Source organism: Pseudomonadota bacterium (genome assembly GCA_016195085.1).
Lineage (GTDB): Bacteria > Pseudomonadota > Alphaproteobacteria > SHVZ01 > SHVZ01 > JACQAG01.
Genome location: JACQAG010000048.1, coordinates 118,069 through 131,860 on the forward strand (window position 1 = coordinate 118,069; position 13,792 = coordinate 131,860).

General features: G+C 66.8%; 13 protein-coding genes. 6 read left to right on the forward strand and 7 right to left on the reverse strand.

Going from position 1 to position 13,792, the window contains the following annotated elements:
* Window positions 1-11: 11 nt before the first annotated feature.
* The 4 genes from HY058_15245 to HY058_15260 all read left to right on the forward strand — a co-directional run bounded on the left by HY058_15245 (window position 12) and on the right by HY058_15260 (window position 5,323).
* Window positions 12-1,349, forward strand: coding sequence for a dihydroorotase (locus HY058_15245; protein ID MBI3498651.1), 1,338 nt, complete (start codon window positions 12-14; stop codon window positions 1,347-1,349).
* Window positions 1,350-1,492: 143 nt separating this feature from the next.
* Window positions 1,493-2,662 carry an acetyl-CoA acetyltransferase gene (locus HY058_15250; protein ID MBI3498652.1) on the forward strand — a complete coding sequence of 390 codons (1,170 nt, stop codon included), beginning with the start codon at window positions 1,493-1,495 and terminating at the stop codon, window positions 2,660-2,662.
* A gap of 26 nt (window positions 2,663-2,688) precedes the next feature.
* A complete protein-coding gene (locus tag HY058_15255) occupies window positions 2,689-3,681 on the forward strand; it encodes an oxidoreductase (protein ID MBI3498653.1) in 993 nt (330 codons plus the stop codon).
* Between the two features lie 433 nt (window positions 3,682-4,114).
* Complete coding sequence (locus HY058_15260) at window positions 4,115-5,323, forward strand: pentapeptide repeat-containing protein (protein ID MBI3498654.1); 1,209 nt, start codon at window positions 4,115-4,117, stop codon at window positions 5,321-5,323.
* Window positions 5,324-5,334: 11 nt separating this feature from the next.
* Here the strand turns inward: HY058_15260 and HY058_15265 are convergent, their stop codons facing one another.
* From HY058_15265 to HY058_15275, 3 genes are all read right to left on the reverse strand, one after another.
* Window positions 5,335-6,171: an ABC transporter permease gene (locus HY058_15265; GenBank protein ID MBI3498655.1), complete on the reverse strand. Its 837-nt coding sequence runs from the start codon at window positions 6,169-6,171 to the stop codon at window positions 5,335-5,337.
* Between the two features lie 8 nt (window positions 6,172-6,179).
* A complete protein-coding gene (locus tag HY058_15270; GenBank protein MBI3498656.1) occupies window positions 6,180-6,989 on the reverse strand; it encodes an ABC transporter ATP-binding protein in 810 nt (269 codons plus the stop codon).
* Window positions 6,990-7,127: 138 nt separating this feature from the next.
* Complete coding sequence (locus HY058_15275; GenBank protein ID MBI3498657.1) at window positions 7,128-8,126, reverse strand: ABC transporter substrate-binding protein; 999 nt, start codon at window positions 8,124-8,126, stop codon at window positions 7,128-7,130.
* Between the two features lie 186 nt (window positions 8,127-8,312).
* On the opposite strand from HY058_15275, the gene HY058_15280 reads away from it, so the two are divergent.
* Window positions 8,313-9,548, forward strand: a complete 1,236-nt coding sequence (locus HY058_15280; GenBank protein MBI3498658.1) for an amidase — start codon at window positions 8,313-8,315, stop codon at window positions 9,546-9,548.
* A gap of 125 nt (window positions 9,549-9,673) precedes the next feature.
* On the opposite strand, the gene HY058_15285 is transcribed toward HY058_15280, so the two are convergent.
* The gene (locus HY058_15285) at window positions 9,674-10,189 is read right to left on the reverse strand and encodes an adenine phosphoribosyltransferase (protein ID MBI3498659.1); all 516 of its coding nucleotides are present in this window, start codon (window positions 10,187-10,189) and stop codon (window positions 9,674-9,676) included.
* A 435-nt stretch (window positions 10,190-10,624) separates the two neighbouring features.
* Between HY058_15285 and HY058_15290 the strand changes: the two genes are divergently transcribed.
* Window positions 10,625-10,927 (forward strand): hypothetical protein, encoded by a 303-nt coding sequence (locus HY058_15290; protein ID MBI3498660.1) that lies wholly within the window; start codon window positions 10,625-10,627, stop codon window positions 10,925-10,927.
* Between the two features lie 46 nt (window positions 10,928-10,973).
* Here HY058_15290 and HY058_15295 read toward each other — a convergent pair whose 3' ends face one another.
* Genes HY058_15295 through HY058_15305 form a run of 3 tightly spaced genes read right to left on the reverse strand, consistent with a single transcriptional unit; the run spans window position 10,974 to window position 13,792 of the window.
* Window positions 10,974-11,615 (reverse strand): chloramphenicol phosphotransferase, encoded by a 642-nt coding sequence (locus tag HY058_15295; GenBank protein MBI3498661.1) that lies wholly within the window; start codon window positions 11,613-11,615, stop codon window positions 10,974-10,976.
* A gap of 47 nt (window positions 11,616-11,662) precedes the next feature.
* On the reverse strand, window positions 11,663-12,718 hold the full coding sequence (locus tag HY058_15300; GenBank protein MBI3498662.1) for an endonuclease/exonuclease/phosphatase family protein: 1,056 nt from the start codon (window positions 12,716-12,718) through the stop codon (window positions 11,663-11,665).
* A gap of 12 nt (window positions 12,719-12,730) precedes the next feature.
* Window positions 12,731-13,792: an ABC transporter ATP-binding protein gene (locus HY058_15305; GenBank protein ID MBI3498663.1), complete on the reverse strand. Its 1,062-nt coding sequence runs from the start codon at window positions 13,790-13,792 to the stop codon at window positions 12,731-12,733.

Genomic DNA, 13,792 nt, shown 5'->3' on the forward strand with positions numbered 1-13,792 from the left:
TTTGAGACGTGATGGCTCCTTCCTACGATCTCATCGTTAGAGGCGGCACCGCGGCCACGCCCTCGGGCATTGCCGCCGCCGACATCGCCATTGCCGATGGGCGCATCGCTGCCATCGGCGATCTCGCCCGGGCCGGCGCGGCGGAGATCTTCGATGCCTCCGGCCTGCACGTGCTGCCTGGGATGATCGACACCCAGGTACATTTCCGCGAGCCCGGGGCGGAGCACAAGGAGGATCTCGAATCCGGCACCCGAGCCGCCGTGCTGGGCGGCGTCACCGCCGTCTTCGAAATGCCGAACACCAAGCCGCTCACGCTGACCCCGGCAGCGCTGGCCGACAAGCTCGGGCGCGCCAAGGGCCGGGCCTGGTGCGAGCATGCCTTCTTCATCGGCGGGGCGGCGGAGAACGCCGATCAGTTGGCCGAGCTGGAACGTCTTCCGGGATGCTCCGGCGTCAAGGTGTTCATGGGATCCTCGACCGGCGATCTCCTGGTCGAGGACGACGCCACGCTGGCCCGCATCATCGCCCATGGCATGCGACGCATGGCCGTCCATGCCGAAGACGAGCCGCGCCTAAAGGAGCGGCGCGGCATCGCCGAAAAGGCGGCCCACGCCCGCGCGCACCCGGTGTGGCGCGACGAGGAGGTCTGCCTCAAGGCGACGCGGCGGCTCCTGGGGCTCGCCGCCAAGGCGAGGCGGCGCGTGCATGTCCTGCATGTGACCACCGCCGAAGAGATGGCGCTGCTCGCCCGCCACAAGGCTTTCGCCACCGTCGAGGTCACCCCGAGCCATCTCATCCTGACCGCGCCCGAATGCTACGAGCGGCTCGGCACCTATGCGCAGATGAATCCCCCGGTGCGCGAGCAGCGCCACCAGGATGCGCTGTGGCGGGCGATCGCCGAGGGGGTGGTCGATGTTGTCGGCAGCGATCACGCACCCCACACGCGCCAGGAGAAGGACAAGCCCTATCCCGGCAGCCCGTCGGGCGTGCCGGGCGTGCAGACGACGGTGCCGTTGCTCTTGGATGCGGTCCACCGCGGCAAGCTCAGCCTCGAGCGCCTGGTCGATCTCCTCTGCCACGGACCGCAGCGGATCTACCAGATCGCCGGCAAAGGCCGGCTGACCGTCGGCTATGACGGCGATCTGACCCTGGTCGATCTCAAGCGCCGGCAACGCATCGAACATAAGCTGATGGCGACCAAATCCGGCTGGACGCCCTTTGACGGCATGACCGTGACCGGCTGGCCGATCGCCACCATCATCCGCGGCCATCTCGTCATGCGCGACGGCCAGGTCCTCGGCGCGGCCCTGGGCCAGCCGGTGCGCTTCCAGGAGTACCTACCGGCATAACGCCCCCACCCCGTCCCTCCCCCACGCGTTAACCTGGGGGAGGGACGGGGTGGGGGCAGAGATCCGGCCGGATTTGGCCCACGCCGTTCGAGTTGCTATATCTAGTCCAGACGTCTCGTCCGATCTTCCGGGAGCTTTCCGCCATGACCGCATGCATCGTCGGCTGGGCGCACACGCCCTTCGGCAAACATGACAAGGAGGACCTCGAGAGCCTCATCGTCAAAGTCGCGGTGGACGCGGTCGCCGATGCGGGCCTGGCGCCCAAGGACATCGACGAGATCTTCATCGGCCATCTGAATGCCGGCTTCGTGCGCCAGGAGTTCCCTTCATCCCTGGTCCTGCAAGCCGATCCGGTGTGGCGATTCAAGCCGGCGACCCGGGTCGAGAACGCATGCGCCACCGGCTCCGCCGCAATCCATCAGGGCCTGAATGCGATCGCCGCCAAGAAGGCCAGGCGCGTGCTGGTGGTCGGCGTCGAGAAGATGACGGAGGTGACCGGCCAGGAGGTGGGCGACATCCTCATCAAGGCGAGCTACCTCAAGGAGGAAGGGCAGATCGAAGGCGGCTTCGCCGGCGTCTTCGGCCGTATCGCCCAGCAATACTTCCAGAAGCATGGCGACCAATCCGATGCGCTGGCCCGCATCGCCGCCAAGAACCACAAGAACGGCGCGGTCAATCCATTGGCGCATATGCGCAAGGATTTGGGCTACGCCTTCTGCCGCGAGATCTCGGAGAAGAACCCGATCGTCGCCGGGCCGTTGAAGCGCACCGATTGCTCGCTCGTCTCCGACGGCGCGGCGGCACTGGTGCTGGCCGATGTCGACACCGCGCTCGCCTTGAAGAAGGCGGTGATCTTCCGCGCCGCCGAGCACGTCAACGACTTCCTGCCCTTGAGCAAGCGCGACATCACCCTGTTCGAGGGCTGCGAGCTCGCCTGGAAAAGGGCGCTGGCAGCGGCCGGCCTCAAGCTCGAGGATCTCAGCCTGGTCGAGACCCATGACTGCTTCACCGTGGCCGAGCTGTTGGAATACGAGGCGATGGGGCTGACACCAAGGGGCCAGGGGGCGCGGGCGATCGCCGAGGGCTGGACCGAAAAGGACGGCAAGCTGCCGATCAATCCCTCGGGTGGGCTCAAGTCCAAGGGCCATCCCATCGGCGCCACCGGCGTCTCCATGCACGTGATCTCGGCGATGCAGCTGACCGGCAGCGCCGGGGCGATCCAGGTGAAGGATGCGAAGCTTGCCGGCATTTTCAACATGGGGGGCGCGGCGGTCGCGAACTATGTGAGCATCCTCGAGCCCTTGCGCAGCTGAGACGGGCCCCGCGGGAAGGCCGGCCGGTGACCGACAGCTTTCGCGCCCTCCTCCTGCGCGAAGCCGGCGGCAAGGTCTCGGCTGCGCTCGAGACCCTCAAGGCTTCCGACCTGCCCGACGGCGACGTCACCGTGCGCGTCCGCTACTCCACCCTCAACTACAAGGATGGAATGATCCTGAAGGGGCTGGGGCGCCTGGTGCGCAGCTACCCGCATGTGCCCGGCGTGGATTTCTCCGGCACGGTGGAAGACTCAAGCCACCCCGGCTTCGAGCCCGGCGAAGAGGTGGTGCTCACCGGCTGGCGGGTGGGCGAGCAGCGCTGGGGCGGTTATGCAGGCCTGGCCCGGGTCAAGGGCGAGTGGCTGGTCAAGCTGCCTTCCGGCCTGTCCCTGAAGCAGGCGATGGCGATCGGCACGGCAGGCTTCACCTCCGGCATGGCGGTGGCGGCTCTGGAAGCCCATGGCCTTACGCCGGAGAAGGGCGAGGTGCTGGTGACCGGTGCCGCCGGCGGCGTGGGCTCGGTTGCGGTGGCACTCCTGGCAAGGGGCGGCTACCGGGTCGCCGCCTCCACCGGCCGCCCCGAAACCAGCGCCTATCTCAAGGATCTCGGCGCCTCCCAGATCATCGATCGGGCCAGCCTCGCAGCATCACCCGGGCGCCCGCTCCTCTCCGAGCGCTGGGCCGGCGCCGTCGATTCCGTCGGCGGCAGCACCCTTGCCCACATTCTGGCCGAGATGAAGACCCGCGCCGCGGCGGCTTCCTGCGGGCTCGCCGGCGGCGCCGAGCTCAACACCACGGTCATCCCGTTCCTGCTGCGCGGCGTCAGCCTCATCGGAATCGATTCCGTGCTCTGTCCCATGGAGGAGCGGCAGCGCGTCTGGCAGCGCCTCGCCCGCGATCTGCCGAAGGACACGCTCGATGCCATCACCGACACCGCCAAGCTCGAGGACTTGCCGCGCCTTGCCGACGACATCCTCGCGGGCCATATCCGCGGCCGCATGGTGGTTGAGATCGAGTGACTCTGTTGGTGCGTCGCCATGCCCGGATTTGATGCGGGCATTGAAAGCACAATGACCCGCCGCCAGCCGCAATCATCAAGATTTTATCAGCAAGCCACGCATTAACTTTTTTCGGCACTGATTGCCGGCGCCACGGCGGTATCGCTCCCTGTTTGCTGTTGCACGGGTCTTGGTCCCTGGAGTTCAATCGCCGAATTCAGGGCGCGGGTCCGTCTGCGTTAGGGAGATGTGCTCGGTATCGCTGCCGAGTGCCGTTGCGCCGGCGTTTTCGTGACGGAGGTAGCCACTGTCAGACACTCCCAAGAGCGATGACAAGCCGACATCGCAGCTGAAGGAGATTTCTCCGGCCGAGCTCTCCAAGGTCATAAAGAAGCATCAGCTGTGGCGGCAGAGCCGGGCCGGCGGCGCACGCGCCGATCTCAAGATGTGCGACTTGAGCCAGCAAATGCTGGCGACGGTCGACCTCTCGCAAGCGGAGCTCACCGGTGCCAGGCTCGCCGGCTCCGATCTGAGCAGCGCCAAGCTTGTGGCCGCCATCCTCTTCGGCGCCGACTTCAGCAAGGCGCAACTCGTCGGCGCCGACCTGTCGCGCGCCGACCTTAGGGGCTCCATCATGCGCGGCGCCGATCTGACGAATGCGGTGATCATCGATGCGGATCTCCGCGACGGCATCTTGTACCGCGCTGCCCGCGACGGCGGCTTCACCGTCATGAACAACGAGGCGGCGGCAACCGAGAGGGGCACCGCGGTGGTCAAGAACGCCAACCTCACCCAGTCGAAGCTGTCGAGCTCCTTCGTCAACCAAACGGACTTCACCGATGCCGTTCTCAAGAACGTGAAGCTGGTCCGCGCCAATCTCAGCAATGCGAATTTCACGGGGAGCAATCTGGAGGGCGCCGACCTCCGCGATGCCAACCTGTCGGGCGCGGTGCTCCACGGCGCCATCCTCAGCGCCTGCCTCTTGAACGGCGCCAACCTCAAGGGTGCCGATCTCGGCGGCGCTGTCATCGATGCCGCCGACCTGTCGAGGGTTTTGCAGGCTGGAGCCAAGGTGCCGCGCACCATCGCGTCCCTGGGCGCGCCGCTGCACGAGCTGTTGCGCGACCATTCCGAATGGCTCAAGAGCGGCGGCGCCCGGGGTAAGCGGCTTGACCTCTCCCGGATGGATCTTCGCGCCCAGGATCTCGCCCAGTTCGACCTGTCGGCGTGCGATCTGAGCTACGCTACCTTGACCGACGCCAAGCTCGCCAGCTGCACCTTGGTCATGGCCAACTTCAGCTTCTGCGATCTGCGCAACGCCGATCTGAGCTTCGCCGACCTGCGCGGCGCCACTCTGTCGCGCGCCAACTTTTCCGGTGCCCAGCTGGTGAAGGCGCGCCTGGATGTGCTCATTGTCTCCTCGAAGGGCACGCAACAATTTCCGACCAAGGCCGAGAGCGCCAAGTTCGACCGAGCCAATCTCATCGGCGCGGTCCTGGCCGGTGCCCAGCTCGCCTCCGCCAGCTTCACCGGCGCCATTCTGACCGACGCCGACATCAGGCGGGCCGACCTTCATGATGCGGTCTTCACCAATGCCGAAATCGCCGGAGCCAAGTTCGAGGGCGCCAACCTCCAAGGCGTGATCGACCTCTGGATGGATTAGCGAGATCGGGCTTAGTTCTCCCGCTTCACCGCGCTTTCGTGCCAGGAGCGGAGCGCCAGGTGCGTGATGAGGGTGAAGACGAGGAAGATGACGATGCCCGACGCGGAGATCAGCACCAGCGAGGCGAACATGCGGGGGATCTCGAGCCGGTAGCCCGCCTCCAGGATGCGGAAGGCGAGGCCCGAGCCCTCGCCGGCGCTGCCGGCCACGAACTCGGCGACGATGGCGCCGATCAGCGCCAAGCCGCCGGAGATGCGCAGCCCGCCCAGGAAATACGGCAAGGCCGTCGGCAGCCGGAGGTGCCACAGCACCTGCAGCCGCGATGCGCCGTAGAGCTGCATCAGGTTCAAGAGATTGTGGTCGGCGGAATTGAGGCCGATGGTGGTGTTGGAAAGGATCGGGAAGAAGGCGACGATCCAGGCGCAGATGAGGAGGGCCACGGTCAGGTTGGGCACATAGATGATGATCAAGGGCGCGATCGCCACGATCGGCGTCACCTGCAGGATCACCGCATAAGGAAAGAGGCTGAGCTCGACCCAGCGGGAGCTGGCGAACAACACCGCCAAGCTCACCCCACCCACGACCGCCACCGTCAGCGCCAGGAAGGTTACCCTCAGCGTGTTCACCAGCGCCGGGAAAAGGATGTGCCAATCCTTCACCATGGAGCGGGCGATGTCGCTCGGCGCCGGCAGGATGTACCAGGGAATCTCCCAGATCCGGCACATCGCCTCCCAGCCGGCGACCATGAGCACCCCGATGGCGATCGGCGCCAGCACCCGCGCCATCGATCCGGAGGCAAGGCCGGGCACAAGGCGCTGGCGATCGCCATTGGCACGTTCCGAAGCCATTCCTCCCCTCAGTCGGCGGTCATGGCGTCGTGCAGATGCTGCGACACCAGCCGGCAATAATCGTTGTAGGTGCCGGACGTGCGGAGGCCTTCCGCACGCGGATAGGGAATCTCGATGTCGAGGTCGGCGATGATCCGCCCCGGGCGCTTGGTCATGACGGCGATGCGGCTCGACAGGTAGACGGATTCATAGACGCTGTGGGTAACGAAAACGACGGTCCAGCCCTGGCGTTGCCAAAGCGCCAAGAGATCGTCGTTGAGACGGAAGCGGGTGATCTCGTCGAGCGCGGCGAAAGGCTCGTCCATCAACAGGACACGGGGCCGCGTCACCACGGCACGGGCGATGGAAACGCGCATCTTCATTCCGCCCGAGAGCTGGCGGGGATAGCGGTCGGCGAAGCCCTCCAGCCCCACCATGGCGAGCGCTTCGGCGACGCGATCCTCGGCTTCCGCACGGGAGAGGCGGGCGATCTTGAGCGGCAGCAGCACGTTTCCCGCGACCGTCGCCCAAGGCATGAGCGTCGGCTCCTGGAAGACGAAGCTGAGCCCATGGCTAGGACCGGCGGCCCCCGAGGTACCCGCCCCCGGCCAGACGATGGTGCCGCTGGTAGGCTCGCCCAGGCCGGCGATCATCCTCAGCACCGTGCTCTTGCCGCAGCCGGACGGTCCCAGCACGGAGAGAAATTCGTTGCGGCCGATGGCCAGCGAGAAGTCGCGGACCGCAACGGTTCCCTCGGAAAACACCTTCCCGATCCGCTCGAGGCGAACCAGCTCCGCTTGGCCGGCAAGGCCCCGGCTCGCCTCCTCGTATGCGGTCATGCCGGGGGATCCATCCTCGCCGTCGCTTGGGGGTGGCAGGCGGAAGCGGACCCTCACCCGCTCGCGGGTTGCGCGGCGGGCGAAGGCTCATGGGCGGCGCGGCGGCGCTTCACGGTCGTCGCGCGATCTCGTCGGCGACTACAGGCCGACTTTCTTGTTGACGAACTGCAGAGTGAATGCCTTCTGCCAATCCATGGTGGCGGGGTAGACCCCGAACGCCACCGCATCCTCGAAGCTCTGTTTCCACCGCTGCGCGGTCATGGCGCCGATGCCCAATGTCTTGGAGTCGCCGGAATCGACGATGCCGTACTTGATCATCGCCTGTCGCGAGAACTCGAGCTGATCGTCAGCCATCTCCGGGTTGTCCTTCTTGATGAGGTCGTTTCCGGGCTTGGGATTGCCGAAGAGGTAGTCCTTCCAGCCGAGGATGCTGGCATCGACGAAGCGCTGCACCAGGTCCGGCTTCTCGGTGACCAGCTTGAGGCTGGTCTCGATCGTGGTCGAGTAGGTGGCATAGCCATAGTCGGCGAGCAGGTGGACCACCGGCTGCACGCCCGCCTTCATCACCGCGAAGGGCTCGCTGGTGGCGTAGCCCTGCATGCTGAGGCTCTTGTCGGCGAGGAAGGGCTGCGGGTTGAAATTGTAGGGCAGCACCATGTCGTCGGTGAAGCCGAAGCGCTTCTTGAGATAGGGGTAGTAGGTCTGCAAGCCGGACTTGCCGACGAGGATCTTCTTACCCTTGAGCGCCGGCAGCGTGTCGTTGCCTTGGCCCGGGTGGGAGATGATCACCTGCGGGTCCTTCTGGAATATGGACGCGACCGCGAGGAACGGCAGGCTCTTCTCGGCGAAGGCGAAGGCCTCGTCGTTGTTGCCGCCCATGGTGAAGTCGATGCGCCCGGCCGCCAGCAGGAGCGTGTTGTCGACATTGGGTCCGCCCTGGCGGATGGTCACGTCGAGGTTGAACTTGGCGTAGATACCGGCGGCGACTGCCTGATAATAGCCGCCATGCTCAGCCTCGGCCTTCCAGTTGGTTCCCTTGGTCACCTTGTCCTGGGCGGCCGCCGGCAGTGCCGTCACCAGCATGGCGGCGGCGAGCCATTGCAGGCGGCCAGCGCGGCTTGGGTTAATCCGGATCATGCATCCTCCTCGGGGCTAAGCAGGCCAGACTTATAGCTGGATCAGGGTGGCACGGATCAAGCGCCGGGCGCAGCAACTCTCATACCGCTCTGATACAGTGCCGCCGGCGGCAAAACCAGGCGATCGGCAAGGGTTTCCTGGGCGATTTATGGGCAAATTGAACGAAGAATCGGCAGGTGGGGCGGGATGCAGCAAGGTGGGGCGGCCAGCGCGCAAGACAATGACAGCGGGGCCACGCCGGAGAGGCTGGGCGCCTTCGTCGAGCGCGCGCGAATCCATCTCCGAGGGCACCCCGGAGGCCCGCTCGCCGGCCTCACCTTCGCCGCCAAGGATCTCTACGACGTAGCCGGCGTCACCACCGGCGCCGGCTCGCCGGAGTATCTGGCGACCCACGCCCCCGCCACAAGGCATGCCCCGGCGGTGGCGGCGCTCTTGGATGCCGGCGCCACCCTCATCGGCAAGACCCAGACCGACGAGCTGGCCTTCAGCTTGAACGGCGAGAATCATCATTACGGCACGCCCATCAATCCCGCCGCCCCCTTGCGGGTCCCGGGCGGCTCGTCCAGCGGTTCTGCCTCGGCCGTGGCGGGCGGGCTCGTCGACTTCGCGCTCGGCACCGACACCGGCGGCTCGGTGCGCGTCCCCGCCAGCCACCAGGGCATCTACGGCATTCGCACCAGCCATGGCGCGATCTCGCTCGCCGGCATCGTGCCCCTGGCTCCGAGCTTTGATGTCGTCGGCTGGTTCGCCCGCGAGCCCGAGCTGATGGCGCGCGTGGGCGAGGTGCTGCTGCCGCCGGCGAAACCGATACCGGCGCGGCGGCTCCTTGTCGCCGATGACGCCTTCGCTTTGGCGGAACCGGATGTGCGCGCTTCGCTGATGGCCGCGCTCAAAGAGATCGCGCCGGCGCTTGGGCCTGTCCACCATCTCAGGCTTGCGCATGAAGGGCTGGAGGCCTGGCTCGATTGCTTCCGCAAGCTACAGACGGCCGAGGCCTGGGCGAGCCATGGCCACTGGATCGAGCGCGCCAAGCCCGATCTCGGTCTGGGGGTGCGGGAGCGCTTCCTGGCGGGCTCGCGGCTCACCGAGGCGGATCTCGCCCCGGCGCTGGCCGGCAGAGAGCGGGTGCGAGCCAGGCTCGCCCAGATCATGGAGCCGGGCGACGTGCTGTGTCTGCCTTCGGCGGCCGATATCGCGCCCCTGAAAGGGTCCTCAGGCGAGACTCTGGAGCGGTTTCGCACCCGCACCCTCAGTCTCACCTCGACCGCCGGGCTCTGCGGTTTGCCGCAGATAAGCCTGCCCTTGGGACGGGCGCGCTCGGTTCCGGTCGGGCTCTCTTTGGTGGGTGTGGGCGGCGCCGATCGCGCGCTCCTGGATCTGGCGCGGCGCTTCGGGCCGAACGTCGCGGCTAGAGGCGCCTAGTGTGCCGGTTCCGAAGTTCGCCGGCATCGCCGGCGAACTTCGGAACGGTCGGCACACTTTATATTCAATAAGCGAGTGTCGACCTGAATCGGAAATTCGTGGCCACGAATTTCAGATTCACGACACTAGGAATCATAGGCGACCAGCGCGGTGAACGGCACGTCGAGCCGCGAGCGGCCATTGAGGAAGCTGAGTTCAATGATTGCCGCCGCCGCCGGCACCACGCCGCCCACTTGACGGATGAGGTTGATCGCCGCTTGCAAGGTTCCGCCGGTGGCCAGCAGATCGTCCAGCACGACGACGCGCTGCCCCTTTTTTACGGCGTCGGCTTGGATCTCGACGGTGTCGGTTCCGTATTCGAGGTCATAGGTGTGGCGATGCGTTGGGCCGGGCAGCTTGCCCTTCTTGCGCACCATGATGAAGCCGCAGCCGAGCTTGAGTGCCAGCGGTGCCGTCAGCAGGAAGCCACGGGACTCGATGCCGGCGAGAAGGTCGGGCCGGTGCGGACGAATCGCCTCGTCGAGCTGGTCGACCGTCGCCTGCCAGGCCGCCGGGTGCGCGAGCAAGGTCGAGATGTCGTAGAAAAGAATGCCAGGTTTCGGGAAATCGGGAATGCCGCGGATATGCGCCTTGATGTCCATGAACCCTCGCGGCCTCGACGCCGTCCCGGTGAGTCTCCAGCGGCCTCACATACACTGGATGCTCGGGATCGAAAAGGCCGAGAGGGTTGATGCCGCTGCCTCGGCGGCAAACCTCAAGGTCCGGGCCACGGACCGAAAGAGCCGGCCATGGTTCTCCTCTGGTAGAAAGGGCTCCTAGGGGGCGGGCCCTCAGTCATTCCGAGTAATTATCTAAAACTAGATCAAGCTTCAGGATCGTTCGCCTAGCCGAGGATCTGTCCGGGGTACTCAGGCGGGCCCCGCTAATTTTGCTGCTGACAAAATCCAATAAATCGATTATTTTACCGAGATCAGCGCAAAATGCGCCCCATGGTGAGCGGGTCTACGGCGCCTGTGCTCCCAGTAAAGCCGCAGTAGGCGTAAGGCTTAGACCTAGAAGAATCGAGCGGAGGGCGGATGACCGGGCTCGCGCGGGAGGATCAAGACCTCCTCCATCACGGGCGGCAAGCAGAGCGGCTGTACCAGGCGCTTTCTCGTTTCTTGGGCCTCAGTATTCTCATTGGCCCGATCCTGTTTGGCGTCTGGTTCGCGTCCACCGCCATGGAGGACGTGAAGCCGCTGGAGCCGCTGCCGCCCCCCAGAATCGCCCCGCTTCCGGCCATACCGGCCGAATCGGGCGCGCTCGCCCCTGGCCAATCGGCCTTGCCGAAGGTCAATATCGCCTCCGGCCGGTACGAGCCGAAGCCTCCGCAGAACTAGCCGAGCCCGCCTTCGTGCTGGGCTTTTGGCCGATGGCGGCGCCGGATTAGCCGCGGCGGGCCTTCGCCGCGAGCCGATGGAACGCCGTCGGCGCCTCGCCGTCCGCCTCCAGATGTCGTCCGATCACCTCCGCGCACTCGGCCGAGCTCAGCAGCGAGGTGTCGACTTCGAGGTCGTAGATCCCGGGACCGTGTACGGCGCGCTGCCACCGGAGGACCGGGGCGGGCTTGGGGTCCTCGGCCGTGCCGATCAAATATTGGTCCTCTCGCCCGGCTTCGCCCGCGTTGCGCCGTTCCATGATGACCTCGATGGGGCAGCGGACGCCCACGAACAGCGCGGGCAGGCCTTGCAGGCGGCGCGCGCAGTCGGCCAGGAGCTCTCGCCCCGCTCGATCGGCGCCGTGGTGCCCGACGTCCGCCACCACGTTCAACCCCAACCGGCTGTGGGCGGCGATGGAGTCGTAGAGGGCGGCGTAGAAGACCGGAACCAGGGGCTCGATGTCCGGCCGCTCCCCCCCGGGCCGCAGACCGAGGCCCGGCCGGTATCGCGCCGGCGTCATGTGTCGCACATAGACGTCCACGCCCAGGTTCATCCATGGGCCTTCGAAGGTCTCCTGGATCGCCGCCGCAATGCTCGATTTGCCCGATCGCGGCACGCCGTTCAGGATCACGATCCGCCCAGGCTCCATCGCGCGCGCTACCCCCTCGGCTCGAGCCCAGATCCCACCCTCAGTCCTTACTCAAGTGCGATCGTGACCGCCAGCGCTTCATGGTCGGAGATGGTCACGCCCTTTGCGTCCACGGCGGCGAGGATCGCCGGCGCCTCGCAGCGAAGCCCGCGGCTGAACAGCCAGTCGATTTTGCCGAAGGGCGGCGCCGGCGTGCCGTCCGGGCGCGTGCGCTGGGTTGCGGCGTGAGCGAAGTTGCATCGGGCCCAGTCGTAGCCGCGCCGGCTTAGCTCGGCGAACATCGGCTCGTAGGCGACGGGATCGACGAGGCGCATCGGATCGCGCAAGAGCGCCGCTCGCTGGATTTCCGCGTCGCGCTTCTCCGGCAGGCTGAAGGTGCTGGTGTTGAAGTCGCCGCCGATCAGGACCGGTCGCCCCGGCGCATGGGCATCGACGGCATCCAGCATGACCCGCGTGGAGAGCAGCCGATCCTCCGGATCGGTGTGGCTCTCATAGTGCGCCGAAACCAGGAGCGCCGTCGTTCCCGCGAGCGGGATCTCGGCCGCGACCGCGATGCGGCCGCCGACCCGGCGCTCGCCGAAGGCGCCGTTGAACCAGCGCCCGGAGGTTTCCAGGCGGATCAGCCCCGGGCGCGCCAGGCGATGCCGCGAGACGATGCCGCCACCATGCAGGCCGGCCGCGTTCATCTGGCCCAGGTGCCAGCTGCGCTCGCGCTGATCGCCGAGATCCAGCTCGACGAACTCCGCGGCGAACAGGTAGCCGCTGCCGAGCCGGGCCGCCAGCTCGGCGATGGTATGCCGGTTGTCCGAGCGGGCCATGCCGACATCGACCTCGCACAGCAGCAAGGCATCGGCCTGAAGCCCGCCGAGGAAGCCGACCGACGCCTCGAAGTATTTCAGCCGCTCGGCGTTCCAGAAGACGATGCGCGCGCGGTCGACCGGCGCGGCCGCGGTCGGCGGAGCCCGATGCTCGATCGCCGTCAGCGCCGGCAGCCGGCCGAAGGCGGCGGTAAAGGCCGCTTCGCTCACCGGTCCGTCGAGGATCGCCTGGCGTTCGCCGAGGCTTGGGCTTTCGAGCCCATCGACCGTGCGGGTGATCAGCATCGAAGCGTCGGTTCAGGCGGCGAGATCGATGGTGGCGTTCTTGATCCGCTTGCCGCTTGCCGCGTCGAACAGCAGGCTCTGGGCGATGGCGAAGCTGAGCTCTTCCTCGACGCGGAACCGAGCGGTGGCGCCCGGCTCCAGCGCCCGCAAGGTTCCGAGCGGTGTTGCCAGATGGTAGATGGTCTCGCGGCCATGGGGTTCGAGGTCGCTGACCCGCGCCCGGAGGCTGCCGTCGCCGAGCCTGACCGCCTCCGGGCGGATGCCGAGCACGACCTTGCCGGACGCCCCGTCGACACCCGCCAACGTCGCCTCGCCCAGGCGCAGGGCGCCGCGGTCGGCCTCGCCCTCGAGCAGATTGATCGTGGGCGAGCCGATGAAGCTCGCGACGAACAGGCTGTCGGGGGTGTGGTAGAGCGCATCGGCGGTGCCGATCTGCTCGATGCGGCCCTTGCTCATGCAGATGATGCGGTCGGCCATCGTCGTCGCCTCGACCTGGTCGTGGGTGACGAGGATCGTGGTGACGCCGACGCTGCGATGCAGGCGGCGGATCTCGCTGCGCATGGTCAAGCGGAGCGTCGCATCGAGATTCGACAAAGGCTCGTCCAGCAGCAGCAATTGCGGTTCCTTGACCAGAGCGCGGGCTAGGGCCACGCGCTGCTGCTGCCCGCCGGACATCTGCCCCGGGCGTCGGTCGAGCAGCTCCTCCACATGCACCAGGCGGGCGGCCGCCAGGACGCGCCGCTGCGCCTCGTCCTTCTCCACCTTCTTGAAGCGGAGCGGAAAGAGGATGTTGTCGCGGGCGGTCATGTGCGGGTAGAGCGCGTAGGATTGGAAGACGATGCCGACATTGCGGTCCCGCGCTTCCACCTCGTTGATGCGGGCACCGTCGAAGAGAATGTCGCCGGCGCTGGGGGCATAGATGCCCGCCAGCAGGTTCAAGGTGGTCGACTTGCCGCAGCCCGAGGGGCCGAGGATCGCCACGAACTCGCCGTTGGCGATGTCGAGGTCGAGGGGCTCGATCGCCGCCACCTCGCCCCAACGCTTGGCCACGCCTTTGAGCTCGATCCGCGCCAT

Excerpts from the sequence above, each read along its gene's own strand:
- HY058_15245 (MBI3498651.1), top strand. The coding sequence starts at position 12 with ATGGCTCCTTCCTACGATCTCATCGTTAGAGGCGGCACCGCGGCCACG.
- HY058_15250 (MBI3498652.1), top strand. The coding sequence starts at position 1,493 with ATGACCGCATGCATCGTCGGCTGGGCGCACACGCCCTTCGGCAAACAT.
- HY058_15265 (MBI3498655.1), bottom strand. The coding sequence starts at position 6,171 with ATGGCTTCGGAACGTGCCAATGGCGATCGCCAGCGCCTTGTGCCCGGC.
- HY058_15270 (MBI3498656.1), bottom strand. The coding sequence starts at position 6,989 with ATGACCGCATACGAGGAGGCGAGCCGGGGCCTTGCCGGCCAAGCGGAG.
- HY058_15275 (MBI3498657.1), bottom strand. The coding sequence starts at position 8,126 with ATGATCCGGATTAACCCAAGCCGCGCTGGCCGCCTGCAATGGCTCGCC.
- HY058_15280 (MBI3498658.1), top strand. The coding sequence starts at position 8,313 with ATGCAGCAAGGTGGGGCGGCCAGCGCGCAAGACAATGACAGCGGGGCC.
- HY058_15285 (MBI3498659.1), bottom strand. The coding sequence starts at position 10,189 with ATGGACATCAAGGCGCATATCCGCGGCATTCCCGATTTCCCGAAACCT.
- HY058_15290 (MBI3498660.1), top strand. The coding sequence starts at position 10,625 with ATGACCGGGCTCGCGCGGGAGGATCAAGACCTCCTCCATCACGGGCGG.
- HY058_15295 (MBI3498661.1), bottom strand. The coding sequence starts at position 11,615 with ATGGAGCCTGGGCGGATCGTGATCCTGAACGGCGTGCCGCGATCGGGC.
- HY058_15300 (MBI3498662.1), bottom strand. The coding sequence starts at position 12,718 with ATGCTGATCACCCGCACGGTCGATGGGCTCGAAAGCCCAAGCCTCGGC.
- HY058_15305 (MBI3498663.1), bottom strand. The coding sequence starts at position 13,792 with ATGGCGCGGATCGAGCTCAAAGGCGTGGCCAAGCGTTGGGGCGAGGTG.